This window comes from Fructilactobacillus sp. X7R4C1, assembly GCF_059901115.1.
Map to the genome: position 1 here is coordinate 132,290 of NZ_JBWXVD010000002.1, position 15,062 is coordinate 147,351.

General features: G+C 36.1%; 14 protein-coding genes and 1 other RNA gene. 12 read left to right on the forward strand and 3 right to left on the reverse strand.

Annotation, left to right across the window (positions count from 1 at the left end; all coding sequences use genetic code 11):
• The first annotated feature begins 55 nt into the window (after positions 1-55).
• The 3 genes from AC6UC9_RS02715 (at position 56) to AC6UC9_RS02725 (ending at position 4,171) form a co-directional block, all read left to right on the forward strand.
• Positions 56-2,869, forward strand: coding sequence for a helicase C-terminal domain-containing protein (locus AC6UC9_RS02715; RefSeq protein WP_500701067.1), 2,814 nt, complete (start codon positions 56-58; stop codon positions 2,867-2,869).
• Positions 2,870-2,936: 67 nt separating this feature from the next.
• Positions 2,937-3,440 (forward strand): cell wall elongation regulator TseB-like domain-containing protein, encoded by a 504-nt coding sequence (locus AC6UC9_RS02720; RefSeq protein WP_500701068.1) that lies wholly within the window; start codon positions 2,937-2,939, stop codon positions 3,438-3,440.
• Between the two features lie 26 nt (positions 3,441-3,466).
• Positions 3,467-4,171, forward strand: coding sequence for a DnaD domain-containing protein (locus AC6UC9_RS02725; protein ID WP_500701069.1), 705 nt, complete (start codon positions 3,467-3,469; stop codon positions 4,169-4,171).
• Positions 4,172-4,335: 164 nt separating this feature from the next.
• On the opposite strand, the gene AC6UC9_RS02730 is transcribed toward AC6UC9_RS02725, so the two are convergent.
• Both AC6UC9_RS02730 and recU read right to left on the reverse strand, forming a co-directional pair.
• Entirely contained in the window at positions 4,336-6,642 is a 2,307-nt protein-coding gene (locus AC6UC9_RS02730) for a PBP1A family penicillin-binding protein (RefSeq protein ID WP_500701070.1), read from the reverse strand.
• Positions 6,643-6,654: 12 nt separating this feature from the next.
• Complete coding sequence (gene recU / locus AC6UC9_RS02735) at positions 6,655-7,281, reverse strand: Holliday junction resolvase RecU (protein WP_500695661.1); 627 nt, start codon at positions 7,279-7,281, stop codon at positions 6,655-6,657.
• A 107-nt stretch (positions 7,282-7,388) separates the two neighbouring features.
• On the opposite strand from recU, the gene AC6UC9_RS02740 reads away from it, so the two are divergent.
• From AC6UC9_RS02740 to AC6UC9_RS02760, 5 genes are all read left to right on the forward strand, one after another.
• Complete coding sequence (locus AC6UC9_RS02740) at positions 7,389-7,952, forward strand: SLOG family protein (RefSeq protein WP_500701071.1); 564 nt, start codon at positions 7,389-7,391, stop codon at positions 7,950-7,952.
• Positions 7,953-8,006: 54 nt separating this feature from the next.
• On the forward strand, positions 8,007-8,447 hold the full coding sequence (gpsB, locus tag AC6UC9_RS02745) for a cell division regulator GpsB (RefSeq protein ID WP_500701072.1): 441 nt from the start codon (positions 8,007-8,009) through the stop codon (positions 8,445-8,447).
• A gap of 12 nt (positions 8,448-8,459) precedes the next feature.
• Positions 8,460-8,836: RNase P RNA component class B (gene rnpB, locus AC6UC9_RS02750), an RNA gene on the forward strand.
• A 69-nt stretch (positions 8,837-8,905) separates the two neighbouring features.
• Entirely contained in the window at positions 8,906-10,054 is a 1,149-nt protein-coding gene (locus AC6UC9_RS02755) for a THUMP domain-containing class I SAM-dependent RNA methyltransferase (RefSeq protein WP_500701073.1), read from the forward strand.
• Positions 10,055-11,167 carry an NAD(P)/FAD-dependent oxidoreductase gene (locus tag AC6UC9_RS02760; protein WP_500701074.1) on the forward strand — a complete coding sequence of 371 codons (1,113 nt, stop codon included), beginning with the start codon at positions 10,055-10,057 and terminating at the stop codon, positions 11,165-11,167.
• On the opposite strand, the gene AC6UC9_RS02765 is transcribed toward AC6UC9_RS02760, so the two are convergent.
• Positions 11,164-11,568 carry a reverse transcriptase-like protein gene (locus AC6UC9_RS02765; protein WP_500695657.1) on the reverse strand — a complete coding sequence of 135 codons (405 nt, stop codon included), beginning with the start codon at positions 11,566-11,568 and terminating at the stop codon, positions 11,164-11,166. The two genes, AC6UC9_RS02760 and AC6UC9_RS02765, sit on opposite strands and share 4 nt — an antisense overlap.
• Positions 11,569-11,608: 40 nt before the next feature.
• On the opposite strand from AC6UC9_RS02765, the gene AC6UC9_RS02770 reads away from it, so the two are divergent.
• From AC6UC9_RS02770 to AC6UC9_RS02785, 4 genes are read left to right on the forward strand one after another with little or no spacing between them, the layout of a single operon-like run.
• A complete protein-coding gene (locus AC6UC9_RS02770) occupies positions 11,609-12,004 on the forward strand; it encodes an EbsA family protein (RefSeq protein WP_500695656.1) in 396 nt (131 codons plus the stop codon).
• Between the two features lie 11 nt (positions 12,005-12,015).
• The gene (locus AC6UC9_RS02775; protein WP_500701075.1) at positions 12,016-13,674 is read left to right on the forward strand and encodes a formate--tetrahydrofolate ligase; all 1,659 of its coding nucleotides are present in this window, start codon (positions 12,016-12,018) and stop codon (positions 13,672-13,674) included.
• Positions 13,649-14,152, forward strand: a complete 504-nt coding sequence (gene lspA / locus AC6UC9_RS02780) for a signal peptidase II (protein ID WP_500701076.1) — start codon at positions 13,649-13,651, stop codon at positions 14,150-14,152. Before AC6UC9_RS02775 ends, lspA begins: the two co-directional genes overlap by 26 nt.
• On the forward strand, positions 14,142-15,059 hold the full coding sequence (locus tag AC6UC9_RS02785) for an RluA family pseudouridine synthase (RefSeq protein WP_500701077.1): 918 nt from the start codon (positions 14,142-14,144) through the stop codon (positions 15,057-15,059). Before lspA ends, AC6UC9_RS02785 begins: the two co-directional genes overlap by 11 nt.
• Positions 15,060-15,062 lie beyond the last annotated feature (3 nt).

Genomic DNA, 15,062 nt, shown 5'->3' on the forward strand with positions numbered 1-15,062 from the left:
TAAGATAAATGTAGTAATATTATAGTGGAGTTAGTTTTAAAGGTAGGTGAGACAGGTGCCCAAGAATACAAAATATGCAGTCGTTGACATGGAGACAACTGGAACGGATGTCTCTAATGGTGACCAAATTATTCAATTTAGTTGTACTTTTGTTCAGGGTGGTCAAGTGGTCGATTCCTACTCAACATATGTTAATAATGGTGAAGCGATTCCTAAAGATATCACCCACTTAACTGGCATTAACGCCCAGACAATTAAAGGAGCACCAACGTTTGATCAGGTTGCTCCCCATATTTATAAGATACTGAGTGGTACTGTCTTCGTTGCCCATAACGTTAATTTTGACTTTCCGTTTTTAAATGCGGAATTAGAAAGAGTGGGTTATCCTGAGTTAGATATTAAAGCCATTGATACGGTCACGTTGAGTCAAATCTTTTTTCCGGAATTAACGGGATATCGATTAAAGGACTTAAGTCATCATTTTGGGATTTCACACACCCATCCGCATTCCTCTAAAAGTGATGCTGACGCAACTGCTCATTTACTGTTAACAATCATGAAGAAAATTGAAAAATTACCCTTAGTGACAATTCAGTCTATTCTTAAGGTTCATCCTGATCTCCCTAGAGATACGGTTCAATTTATTGAAGATCGCGAAGAGATTAAGCGGGAACATTTAAAGAATTTGAATTCGCAATATGTGGTTGTAAATGGGGTTGCGCTAAAAAACCAAGTACCATCCTATTCAATCTCAGAGCACAATTTGATAAAGTATCCTAGGACTAAGAAGCAGAAAAAACGCCAATTTATGGGTAAGTTAAATTGGCGAAGTTCACAAAGTAAAATGATGAACTTAATTTATAATAATTATCATGATAAAGAAAAACCCACCTATAATTTATTAATTGAAGCACCAACCGGGAGTGGGAAAACCCTGGGATACATGGTTCCAATGGCTTATTTGGTTAATGAAGGTGAACAGCTAGTGGTCAGTACTTCTACCAATGGACTTCAGGAACAGTTGTATTCTACAATTAAGAGTCAACTAGAACCGTTACTTAATACTAGTTTTGATGTTGCCATGTTAAAGGGTGTCAATCATTATATTAATCTAGAACGGTTTAGCAAAACACTTCAATTTCACGATAAATCTAAACAGTCACAATTCATGAAAGCACGAATCTTGGTCTGGCTCACTGAGACAAGCACGGGTGATCTTGACGAATTAAATCTTCCCAATGAAGTTCCGTTTATTGATCAAATTAATTATCAAAATTCTCATGTGGAGACGGATAAGAAGAACTCTTTTCGGGATGTTGACTTCTTACTCGCTCAATTGAAGCGGGTGGAACGTGCTGATATTGTTATCGTTAACCATAATTATCTTTTTGAGAATAGTCGTCAATTAAGTAATTACATGACTTCAAAGCCATACTTAGTGGTTGACGAAGCTCATAAGCTTGCTGACGTTGCGTTTTCATCGCAAGAAAAAGTCATTAAATTCAATACTTTAAAGAAAAATATTGGAAGGGTTAAGAATGATTTATTTCAAACCCACGGATTAAATTTAAATGAAATCTTTTCTGACGATATTGATGAGTTAAATCGACTTAATGGGTTAGATTCCCAGCTAGATGCTATTTTTGATACAAATCAGTTGATTTTACAGGATTTTAGGGTAAAATTCATGAAACCCGTTACTACTAGGCGTTCTGAGTCTTCGATTAGTGCAAAAGAACTACTTCAATTTGTGAAAGACCATCAGGGTCAAATAAACCATTTGACCCATATTAACGTAAAATTAGAAGAATTTATAAATACTTTCAAAAAGTTAGTTAAGAAGGAAAAGAATCGTTGGACGATTTCTGATGAAGCTTTGATTGAAAAGTTTGAACGTCATTTACTTACAATTACTGATTACATTGATAGTGTTAACGTGGGCCAAGTTAAGCAAAGGGTTAGTGAGCGAGCCTCTTTTTACTGGATCTATTATACAGAGGATCTAGATCCTAATCATGTCATCCTCATGACTGGCGATTTTGCTTCCAAAAATAAGTTAAAGGAAAATATCTATCACTATTTTAAGCCAGCAATTTTTACCGGTTCGACGTTGTTTACATCAAAAAAGTCACAGTATATTTTTGATCAGCTTGATTTAAGTCGGAGTGATACGAGAATGAAACGGCTAAAATCTTCTTTTGATTATTCCAAGCAAGCTGAAATGATGATTTCTGAAACGACACCGATGCCACCTAGTGTAGATAATGATGAATATATCTCTTATCTGGCTAACTCAATTTGGAAGCTTATCAACGCTAATGCAGTACCAACACTAGTACTGTTTAACTCATTGGATATTTTGAAAAAAGTGTACGAAAAATTAGATCAGAACAATAACGATAATTTTATGATTCAAGCCGCCGGTGTTTCTGGGAGTCAAGAAAAAATGATCAAAAGGTTTGAGTCAACCAAGAATGCAGTTCCGGTAATACTTGGAGCTAATGGTTATTTTGAGGGTGTTGATTTTTCGGATAATTTACTCAAGCAACTCATTATTACCCGGATACCGTTTGAATCTCCCAATAATCCGGTTGTTTCAAGTCGGGCTAAGTTTTTAAAGGAACAAAACAAGAATCCATTTTATAATTTTGACTTACCAGAAGCTATTATCAAAACTAAACAAGGTGTGGGAAGATTGATTAGAAGCTCAACTGATTATGGTATCATTAACTTTTTGGACAGTCGTTTGATTGACAAACGGTATGGTAAGAAAATCATCGATGCGCTTCCCTCTGATTTACCAATTAAAACGGGGTCGATCGCTAAGATTGTTAAAGATGGTCAAGATTTCTTTAATAAGAGGGATTAATTAATTATTAAACAAGGAAAGTTTGCTATAATGATGCATGTAAAAGTTAAATAAAAGAGGAATTTTCATGTACAGAGAACAATTAAAACGAAAAAGGACTCATCGGATTCGATGGATAACTGTTGCGGTGATCGTTCTAATCATTCTGGGTGTTATTATTTTCTTTCATGTTGCTAAAGCACCCCAATTACGCGCTCGTTCTCATGTCACTACGGTAGCAGAAAATAGTGCTGGATTTCATAATATTAATCATTTCTATTCGTCTAATTTAAATAAGACATACTATTCAGTTGGTGGTTATAATAAACAAAATCAGTATGCGTATGCCATCTTACCTAAGAACGGGAAGAGTATGCAGGTAGTTACCCAAAAGAGTGGGATTACACAACAGGAAGCAGAAAAGACGGCTCAAAAAATTGGGAAAGCCTCTAAGATTATTAACACCGGGCTTGGGATTTATCAAGATCAGCCAGCCTGGGTGGTTTCCTATTTAAATCAGAACAATCGAATGAACTACGTCACGGTAAATTATAAGACGGGCAAGATTGTGCAAACCATTAAGAATTTGTAATGATGAATTATTGAAGGAGGAATAAAATGAGTGAAAATTTAGAGCGTTATTTAGAAAGTGGTTCAATTAGCGTTTCTGGTTTTTTATTGCAGCATTTCTCTGAGTTGGGGATGAACCCAACTGAATTAGTGGTCTTCTTGGAGTTAGTACTAGCTCGTTCTAAAGGGGATTTGTTTCCAAGTGCTACTGAGTTGTCGAAAGCGACTGGTTTAAAAGAAGACGATATTTATAATTTATTACATCAATTAGTTACTAAAAAGATTATCAACATTTCTAGTACGAAGTCTGGGAAGGACGAATATAAGTTTGATCTTTTAAATCATAAAATGGACAAGTTGCTTGATTCTACATCGTTAGTAAACACTAATAATCATGCTCAAAAAGAGCGTAACAAACAAAGTAATGATATTAAGGAACGAAAAGGATTATTTAAAAAAATTCAAGAGGAATTTGGTCGGCCATTATCTTCAATCGAGTTGGAAACAATCAATCAATGGCTTGAACAAGATCATTACTCACCAAAGATTATTGAATTAGCCCTCAAAGAGGCGGTGCTAAGTCAGGTTTATAGTTTGAAGTATATGGATCGAATTCTTTTGAATTGGCAGCATCGCAACATTAAAACCGCTGCACAAGTTCAGGAAGCCAATGAACAGCAACAGAGAAATTTAAACAGTGATCAACCAAGAAAACCAAAACAAAATATCCCGATTTTTAAAATTAATCAATGATGCATGGATGTAAAAGATCTATGCATTTTTTTGTGGTTAAATGATTAAAATTCAGGTGAAAAGTTAAAAGTTACTTTAACTTAATTAAAAAAACAAAACAACAACAAAAAAGACCCAAGCCACATAAATCATAAAGTGGATGAGTCTTAAAGAGAATATTCAATTTATTGATTTGGAGTAGAAGTGCTTGATGATTGACTATTATTAGAAGCAGGAGTGCTCTGATTATTGTTATCTTGATTATTTGATGATTCAGAAGATGATTGATCATTAGGTTTGCTTGATTCAGATGGCTCTTCAACCTTAGAACTAGACCCCGATGACGTCTGACTTGAACTAGAATTATCGTCAGATGATGAACTGTTGGAGTCTTTTGAACTTGATGAATTTGAGACAACTGAACGATTCTTGGATGCTTGTCCAGATTGACTAGCATTATTAGCTGAAACCGCGGTTCCCATGTGACCTTCGATATAGTATTCGTTTACGCCATCTCGTTTGGTTTCAATCACATTATCCGGCTTCTGCCAATCAATATTAGGTTTATTAGCAGATGCCTGTGACATTACTTCTTTGTAGTAGGTTTGAGCAATTCGTGTTTGTGGCTCGGAAATATAGTTTCCGGGTTTAAATTGATGGTCATATCCGGTCCAAATAGAAAGTGAGAAATTCTTCGTGTACCCACTAAACCATGAATCCATTGATGATTGATCAGGAACTTTCTTAATCCAATCATCCGGATATTGGGTAGTACCGGTTTTACCGGCTTGATAAAGTCCAGGAATCTTAGCAGCAGTTCCAGAACCATTAGGAGAAGTCATGACGCCTTTTAGCATGTCATTTATCATAAAGGCAGTATCTGGTGACATGGCTCGATGCCCCTTAGGACTGTATTGCTTTTCAGCTCCGTTGACATTAACTACTTTATTGATTAAATATGGTTTGTAATACGTCCCACCATTTGCAAATGCAGCATACGCAGCTGCTTCCTGCTCTGATGAGATATAGGCACCAATTCCGTTTTGTAGTTCAAGTGGTTTATTAAATGTCATTCCTAATCCAGCTAAAAAGTCTTGTGATCGTTGGATTCCAACCTGTTGAAGGGTCCTGATCGCAGGAATATTACGTGACTCAACAAGTGCTTTTCGCATCGTGATGGTACCTTCATGCTTATTGTCAAAGTCTTGAAGTTCTTTATTTGTTCCGGGATACGTGAAAGGCGTGTCTTGAACAGCTTGATAAGTTGGCCATTTTAAGTATTCAATTGCTGGTCCATAGTCCATTAATGGTTTCATAGTTGATCCACTAGAACGATCGGTTTGAATTGCACGATTTAATCCAAAGGCAATTTTTTGTTTTCTTGATCCAAGCATCGAAACCACTTTACCGTTATTGGAATTTACCATCGTGGCACCAATTTGGAAGTTATTGTTAGGAAATTGAATGGGTGAGTTGGGATCGTTGGCCAGTTTATACATTTGTTTTTGAGTGTCCATATTCAAATTTGTATAAACCTTATTTCCAGCATTTAATTTGTATCCCTTTTGGTCTAGCTCTTGAACAACTTGTTGGATATAGGCATCGGCATACTTCTCATTTTTTGCGTATGGAGACGAATTTGAATTGTGTTGTTTAACCAGACCATCTTGAATACTGGTCTTTTCAGCTTCACTAGCTTGCTCCTTGGAAATCACTTTATTGTTAGCCATTGCTTCTAGAACTTGATTTCTTCGTTCAGTTGCTAACTTAGGATTTGTATAAGGATTATATTGAACGGGAGCTTGAGGTAAACCAGCCAAAAAAGCCGTTTGTGGGAGGTTAATCTTCTTTAATGGTTTATTGAAATAATAATCGGAAGCAGTTTGCATTCCGTAAGCATTATTACCCATGTAAACCTTGTTGATGTAAAACTCTAAAATTTGTTGTTTACTATAATCATGGTCGACTTTGATCGCTAACCAGGCTTCTTGAGCCTTGCGTTTTAGCGTTTGGTCCGAGGCCTTAGTCGAAAAGACTGATAATTTGACTAATTGTTGGGTAAGGGTACTGCCACCTTGTAAACCACCTTGGCCACGAAGATTTGAAAAGGCTGCTTCAACAATTCTGGCAGGATCAACCCCATGATCCTTATAAAAATGACGATCTTCAATTGAAATAATCGCATTTTTTAGGTTATCAGGAATCTGATCTTGTTTCACGTAGTCCCGATTTTGGGCACCTAAACGTGAAATTATCTTACCACTTGAATCATATATCGTCGTTGAATTATCACTAGAGAGGGTATTATAAGATATCTTTGGAGCACTGGCTGCATAATAAGTAAAAAGACCTGCTCCACAAATAAGTATGGCAACGATTACTGCCAAAATCCATAAAATGATTTTTTTCCAAAGCTTCATCTTTTTCTTTCGTGGTTGCTGATGGTGCTTAAACCTTTGTACCCTAGAAATATTTTCATCTGAATCAGCCATTAGACTTCTCCTTTACATATTGTTCTTATTATCGATAATTTGATCAACCGCTCTGAGGTATGGAATCAAGGGTTGAAGATGGTACTTAATTTGGTACGCATTATCCTGAAGCTCTATTTTTGAAATTGACTTTCTTCCGCCCTGATTTTGTCGGTCCCAATAATAGAATAGATTCGGTCCTTCAAGCACAAAAAGTTCATTACTTTTAACAAATTTTATCATTGCAAAGGTGATCCCACCTAATTTGGTGCATTTTTTCATGTGTTCAATTTGATGTTTATGAAAGTTACTAAGAGGAAAAGAAGTGGTACTAGTAGTTTCTTTAGCATCAAAATCAATATATTTGCCCCGATAAATACCGTTATAGTCGGTTGTAGAAGCATGCTGGAAATATGCCTCCCTAATAACGGCTGCACTACGTTTGGGGTAGTCAACATTTACAATTTGAATTGGGGTAGGCTTTTTATGAACCACTGCAATATCCCTTTCCAAATAATATTGGTTGCTTTCATTTAATTCAGCTTCAAGGGACATCCCCCGATCACCGTACTTAATGGTAGATTTATTTTTTTTAATGATAAGTTTACTTGATTTACTGGTACTTCGATAGGAATTACCGTTAGGATAATGGAAATTCATTGTATAACCTCAATCCATTTATTAAAAATGATCATGTTAACATATACGTAGTATATTATAGCAATTGTAGGTAACCTGGAGAAATAATTATTGAAAGGTGGATAGAAATGAGCCGCGTTTGGGTATCAGGGTACCGGAGTTATGAATTAGGAATCTTTCAAAATGATGATCCTAAGTTAAAAATTATTAAGCAAGCTTTGTTTGATCAACTTTCACAGTTAATTGAAAATGGATGTGACTGGATTATCACCGGCGGACAGCTCGGGATTGAACAATGGACAGCCGATGTTTCTAAAGAACTTCAAAAAAAGTATCCACATGAATTTCAATTAGCAGTAATGTTACCATTTAAAAAATTTGGGTCAAACTGGAATGAAGATAATCAAGCAAAATTAAATCGAGCAGTTTCTAAAGCTGATTTTTCAAATTCAGTAAGTGATCATCCGTATGATTCACCTAAACAACTAAAAAATTATCAACGATTTATGCTCACGCATACAGACCAGTCATTATTAGTGTATGATCCAGAAAATGAAGGTAAAACTAAGTATGACTATCAAGCTATTCACCAGTTTCAAAAAAATCATGCATATCCGATGCAATTGATCGATTTTGATCAGTTACAAGATCTTGCTGATGATTATCAAAGACAGTTAAATGATGACTTTTAGTTTTATTTCTGATAGAATAGAACTATGCGGAAATGATTGGTGAGGTGTGCATTAATGGAAAATATTAATTTTACTCCAAAACAAATTCTACAAAAGGAATTTAAGCAAAAAATGCGGGGTTACGATCCTGCTGAAGTTGATACTTTCTTGGATAGTATCATTAAGGACTATGAGACTTTTCAACGTGAGATTGATCAGTTAGATCAGGAAAATCAGGATCTCAAGTTAAAAGTTGACGAATTATCTCGTCAGGTATCAATGGGATCGAGCGCACAAAGTACTCAACGTCCTATCGAACGTTCAAGTGCTCCTCAACGGGCACCAGAAGAAACAACTGCTGAGCCAACTAAACCTGCTGAGGAAGCACCAAAGAATACTACTTCAAGTCAGCCGGCTCAAGGTCAGAATCCTACTGACATGGATATCTTAAAACGGTTATCCAGCTTAGAGCGTCGTGTATATGGCGAGGATTCAGATAAATCTAATAGGTTTTAAAGATTTGGTGCAGGTCCTGAGTAATCGCGGTCAGCAATTGTTGGCTGAGGAAAGTCCACTCTCGCACAAGCTGAGATGCTTGTAGTGTTCGTGCTCGGTGAAAAAATAAGCCGAGGGATCATCGATTTGATTACGGCGAAAGAAAGAACTAAGGCAATTGCTATGCTCTAGTATTTCATAAAGTGCCACAGAAACGACTAATTTGAGAAATCAAATTATTGGAACGCAGTAAACCCCGCGAGCGGGAAACCCAAACTTTGGTAGGGGAGCTTCACACACGGAAATTGAACCAAGTGTGGGGGAAGAACAATTTGTTCTTGAGATAGATGATTACTACTTAACCACTTTTTCCTGAAGTTGTGGTTAAGCACAAAACATGGCTTATAGGGGCCTGCACCATTTTTCAGGTTGAGTGGGATCTTCCCACTCTTTTTTTATATAAAAGGGAATGAAATAAAATGAAAAAATTTAATTTAATGGCAACTTGTTCTGCTGGTTTAGAAGGCTTAGTAGGAGATGAGTTGCGGGAATTGGGATACGATCCAGAAGTTAAGAACGGAGTGGTTCTTTTTAATGGAACGATTACTGACATTATTAAGGCTAATTTATGGTTAAGAACTGCAGACCGAATTAAAATTATTGTGGGTCGTTTTAAAGCGACAACTTTCGACGAGTTGTTTGAAAATACTAAGAGGTTGGATTGGGAAGACCTGATCCCGATGGACGGAAAGTTTCCAGTTGAGGGACGTTCACAAAAATCAGTTCTTCATAGTGTTCCAGACATTCAAGCCATTACTAAAAAAGCAATCGTTGAGAAGATAAGTAAATTTTATCATCGTCGCACCAGATTACCTGAATCAGGTGCACTCTATCCACTTGAAGTTCGGGTTAATAAAGACGAAGTTATGGATACATTAGACACTACCGGTCCCAGTTTGTTTAAACGTGGATATCGGGTCGCAAAGGGTGAAGCACCCCTAAAAGAAAACATGGCAGCTGCTCTAATTCTTTTAACAAATTGGCATCCAGAACAAATGCCATTTCTTGATCCAATGTGTGGGTCTGGAACCATCCCCATTGAGGCGGCTTTAATTGCTAGAAATATTGCCCCGGGTTATAATCGTGAGTTCGTATTCGAACACTGGGATTGGGTGGATCCAGAACTTGTAAAGAAAGTGCGTGCCGATGCAGATTCAAAAGCTGATTATGACACTGAGTTTGATATCATGGCCTCTGATGTTAATGAAAAAATGATTAATTACGCCAAAGTAAACGCTGAGGAAGCTGGTTTACTTCATGATATTCAGTTCAAACAAGTGGCCGTTCAAGATTTTCATACCGATAAACAAGACGGGGTTTTAGTTACTAATCCGCCATATGGTCAAAGAATGGGTGATACTAAAGAAGCAGCCCAGCTTTATCATGATATGGGGAAGGTATTTATTCCTATGAAAACTTGGTCTAAGTATTACTTAACCAGTGACTTAAATTTTGAAAAAGAATATGGCAAAAAAGCCACTAAACGACGTAAATTGTATAATGGGCGAATCAGAACGGATTATTTCCAATACTGGGTTGAGCAAACTTTTAACAAGAAGGATAAGTAATTGAAAAAGAAAATCGCGATTATTGGTGGTGGAATAGTTGGTTCCACCCTTGCATATTACCTAAGTCAACTTCCAAATACCGATCAGCGAGAGGTAACGATGTTTGACGATAGTTATGGGCAAGCAACCAAAGCAGCTTCAGGAATCATATCACCATGGTTGTCGAAACGTAGAAATAAACAATGGTATAACTTAGCAAAGGCTGGAGCTAAATTGATTCCTAAAATTGCTGATCAAACCCAAATGAATTCAGCAACTTTTAATAGTAGTGGTACCATCATCACAAGAAAAGATAATAACGATTTAGATGAGCTCTATGCTTTAGCTAAAAAAAGAGTTCAGACGACTCCTGAGATGGGTGACATCACAAGGCTAGATAAAGAAGAAGTGCAAAACAAGATCCCCATTCTTACGACTACTTATCCAGGAATTTTTGTTTCCGGAGGAAGTCGGATTAATGGAAATCTCTTCTGTAAGCATTTAGTTGCAATCGCCAAAAAACGAAATTTGACTCTTTATAAGGGCAGAGTGATACTTACTAGTGACCATACCATTAGTTTTAAAGATCAACTATTAAGTTTCGATCAAATTGTCATAGCTACCGGTGCTTGGGTAAAAGAAACACTTGCTCCTCTTAACATTAAAGTAAAAGTCAGACCTCAAAAAGGACAACTGGTAGAATTAAAAGTATCTGATATTCCAGCTCATGAGAACATGCCGGTGATGATGCCAGAAGGAGAATATGACTTTATTCCGCTTGGACACGGAAAATTGATTATTGGAGCTACTCACGACGATGAAAAGGGCTTTGATTTAAAAGAGGAACCAAAGGTTAATGATGAATTGCTTAATTCAGCCAAAAAATTAATTCCTACCTTGGATTATTCTGATATTATTGGTAGTAGAGTGGGAACGAGGGCTTATACAGATGACTTTGCTCCTTTCTTTGGTTCAATCCCCAATTACAAAGAATTGTTGATCGGTAGTGGTCTTGGATCGTCGGGTCTAACTACTGGACCAATGATTGGAAAATTATTATCGGATTATATCGTTTTTGGCACTACTAAAGACTGGGATATGTACGAAAAACCAATCTCTAACTACGTTAATTAATTAGAATGAAGAGCTTGAAAAGCTAATTCGTGAGCACCTAGATTTTGAGTGTCTGGAATCCATTTAGTTAACACCATTGCGAAATGATTTTGTAATTTAACGATTTCATCAACGTATTTTTGATAATGTTTGGCGTATTGTTTATTAAGACTGTCGCTTAAAATGGAACTGTCAGTGTAGTACAGGACAGTAATATCACTTGGATGCTTGTTAATACTATTTAAATGATCACAAAGCTCTCTTAGGGCAGTGAGGCATGCTTTGAATTCACCAATATGATTATTTTTTGCTTTACATTGCTTTTTAATTTGAATTTGTTGTTTCTGATGAAGAATTAAAATTCCAATTCCACATTGATTACTTTTAGGTTTAATAGCTGCATCAGAATATAATTTATACATTAATAAATTACTCCATTCGTTTAATAAAGAGGTTTAGACTATGATAACTCAAAAGAGAAAATTTTTGTATCAACCAAATATCACTACTAGTATTATCTGCTGGAGTTGGACGTTTATTGTTTTGCTAATTGGGGTGATCATTTGGTTAGAAATAACTCACTTTCAAGAAATTACATTAGGTTTTTTTATTGTTTTTATCCTACTATCATGGATTCAAATTCATTTTAGAAAGTTAATCTTATCAAATAAGACATTAACAGTGCGGAGCGTGTTTCATCCCAAGGGGATTCAAATGAATATTAAGGACATTATTGATATTCATTCCAAAAAATTTCAATTATCTTTCAACTATAAGAATAAAAACTATAATTTTATACTTCCCAACAATTCTATCATCGAATTAAAAGAAGCTTTTAGCACTGAAGTAAAAAAATAGAGGGTGTATGAATGAAAACTGACATTGAAATATCACAGGAAAGTCAATTGGATCCGATTCAAGATATCGCAAGTAAACTTTCGATTCCCCAAAACGAAGTTGATCCATATGGAAAGTACATGGCAAAAATATCAGGTGATACTCGTGATCGACATACTAAAAAGAAACTGATTTTAGTAACTGCTATTAATCCCACTCCGGCTGGAGAAGGGAAATCCACTGTATTAATTGGTCTTGGCGATGCGTTAAATCAACTAAATAAAAAAGTTGCCATTGCTTTGCGGGAACCTTCTATGGGTCCTGTGATGGGAATGAAAGGTGGAGCAGCCGGAGGCGGATTTGCTCAAGTTGAACCAATGGTGAACATTAATCTTAATTTTACGGGAGATATTCATGCTTTAACTTCTGCTAATAATACTCTAGCGGCACTGATCGACAATTCGATTCAACAGGGAAATCATTTACATTTAGATCCACGTAAAATTCAGTGGCACCGTGCGATGGATGTTAACGATCGTGAACTAAGAAATATGGTGATTGGACTAGGTGGATCTAAATCCGGCGTTCCTAGAGAAGAGCATTTCGAAATCACAGCTGCAAGTGAATTAATGGCCATTTTGTGTCTATCAACTGATTTAAATGATTTAAAAGAACGTATTAAGAATATTTTAATTGGATACACTTATGATAATGAACCAGTTTTTGTTTCAAATCTGGGGGTTGAAAGTGCTTTAACAATTATTTTAAAAGATGCGATTAATCCTAATCTAGTTCAAACATTAGAACATACCCCAGCGTTTGTTCATGGGGGGCCGTTTGCTAATTTAGCTATGGGGTGTAACAGTGTTCAAGCTACTAATGTGGCTCTTAAAGTTGCTGATTATACGTTAACTGAAGCAGGATTTGGTTCTGATCTAGGTGGTGAGAAATTCATGGATTTGGTATCACCACACTTAAATGCAGATCCGAGTGCAGTCGTTATGGTTGCATCAATTCGTGCTCTAAAGTTCAATGGTGGGATTAGTAAAGAAAACTTAGCTATACCAAACGTTAAAGCATTAAAATCTGGAGTAAAAAATCTTGATCATCATATTAAGGCAATGAAATCCTTTAACAAACCAATTATCGTCGCCATTAATCAGTTTACTGATGATTCCCCTGAAGAAATTAAGTGGTTAAGTGATCATTTAAGAAAACAAGACGTTGAATTTGGTATTAGTAAGTCATTTCTTGAGGGTGGTAAGGGTTCAATTGACCTTGCTCAGAAATTAATCAAACTTGTTGAGAATAATGCATCCATTAAGCGAATTTACAATGATGAAGATTCCTTGATTGATAAAATTAATAAGGTCGCTAAAAAGATTTATGGAGCAAAGGACGTTGTCCTTTCTGGGAAAGCCATGAAGCAATTAAAGGGCATTGAAAAAAATGGATGGGATAAACTACCGATCTGTATTTCTAAAACTCAATATTCTTTATCAGATAACCCCAAAAAATTAGGCGATCCAAGTGGGTTTACTTTGCATATTACTGAATTATTGCCGAAACTAGGAGCAGGATACATTGTGGCGATGGCTGGAAAAGTAATCACTATGCCGGGATTGCCTAAGCATCCAGCTGCAGCAGAAATGGATATTGATAAAAATGAAAAAATCACCGGATTATTCTAAAAAACAAATCTTGGCATGGATATGTTTTGCACTAATGTTTTTTATTCTCCTGATTTTTGATCAAATTTCGAAATGGTGGATTCGGATTAACGTTCCACTTGGAAAAGAAATTCCATTCGTTCCTGGAGTTATATCATTGACTAATATTAATAACACAGGTGCTGCTTGGAGTTTTCTTGCTGGGAAATCTGTCATCTTTGAATTCATCGCCACTGGAGCTGTTTTGGTTTTTATGATATTTATTTACATCGAAAGATATCATATCGGATACTTGTTTGGTTTAATATTGATGTTGGTTGGAACGATTGGTAATTTGCTAGATCGGTTGTTTCTAGGAGCAGTTACCGATATGATTCAATTAGATTTTATAAATTTTCCAATTTTTAATATAGCTGACTCCTGTGTAACGATTGGTGTGATCGTCCTGTTCTTAGTTATCGTATTAGCAAAACCTGAGAGTGAGAAAAATGCAAAATAGAGAATTTAGAGCTGATAATGAAAACGAGCGACTTGATAAATTGGTTTCGGATCACTATGAAGATTTAAGTCGTAGTCGTGCAAATGAATTGATCAAGGATCATTTAATTTTAGTTAATGGTGATACTAAAAAGCCGAAATACCAATCCCAAAATAATGACCTCATTCAAATTTCTATCCCTGAGCCTAAACAAATGAATTTAGTACCAGAAAACATTAAGCTGGATATTATTTATGAAGATGATCAGGTAATTGTGGTCAACAAACCCCAAGGTATGGTAGTCCATCCAGCTCCCGGTCATCCTGATCATACGTTAGTTAACGCGCTGTTATATCATACAAAATTATCTTCTATTAATGGAACAGTCAGACCAGGAATTGTTCATCGCATCGATAAGGATACTTCTGGATTGTTGATGGTAGCTAAGACCGATATTGCTCATAGATCATTGTCCAAACAACTAAGGAAAAAAACTAATCGCAGAAAGTATTTAGCGTTGGTTCATGGTAATATTAATGAAGAACGCGGTACCATTGATGCTCCGATTGGTAGATCTTTTAACGACCGCAAGAAACAGGCAGTAATTCCCGGCGGAAGGAATGCCATCACTCATTTCCACGTTCTTGAACGTTTTGGTGGGAAATATACTTTAGTGGAATGTCAGTTAGAAACCGGAAGAACTCATCAAATTAGAGTCCATATGAAGTATATTGGTCATCCACTCGTTGGCGATCCACTTTATGGACCTAAAAATACCATTAAAGGGAAAGGACAGTTTTTACATGCTGCTGAACTGGGATTTAAACATCCAGTTACACATGAAGAACTCAATTTTAAAGTTCCAGCACCACCAATTTTTCAAAAAACAATCGATCAATTAAGAAAACAGTATTCTGATATCAGTTAAGGA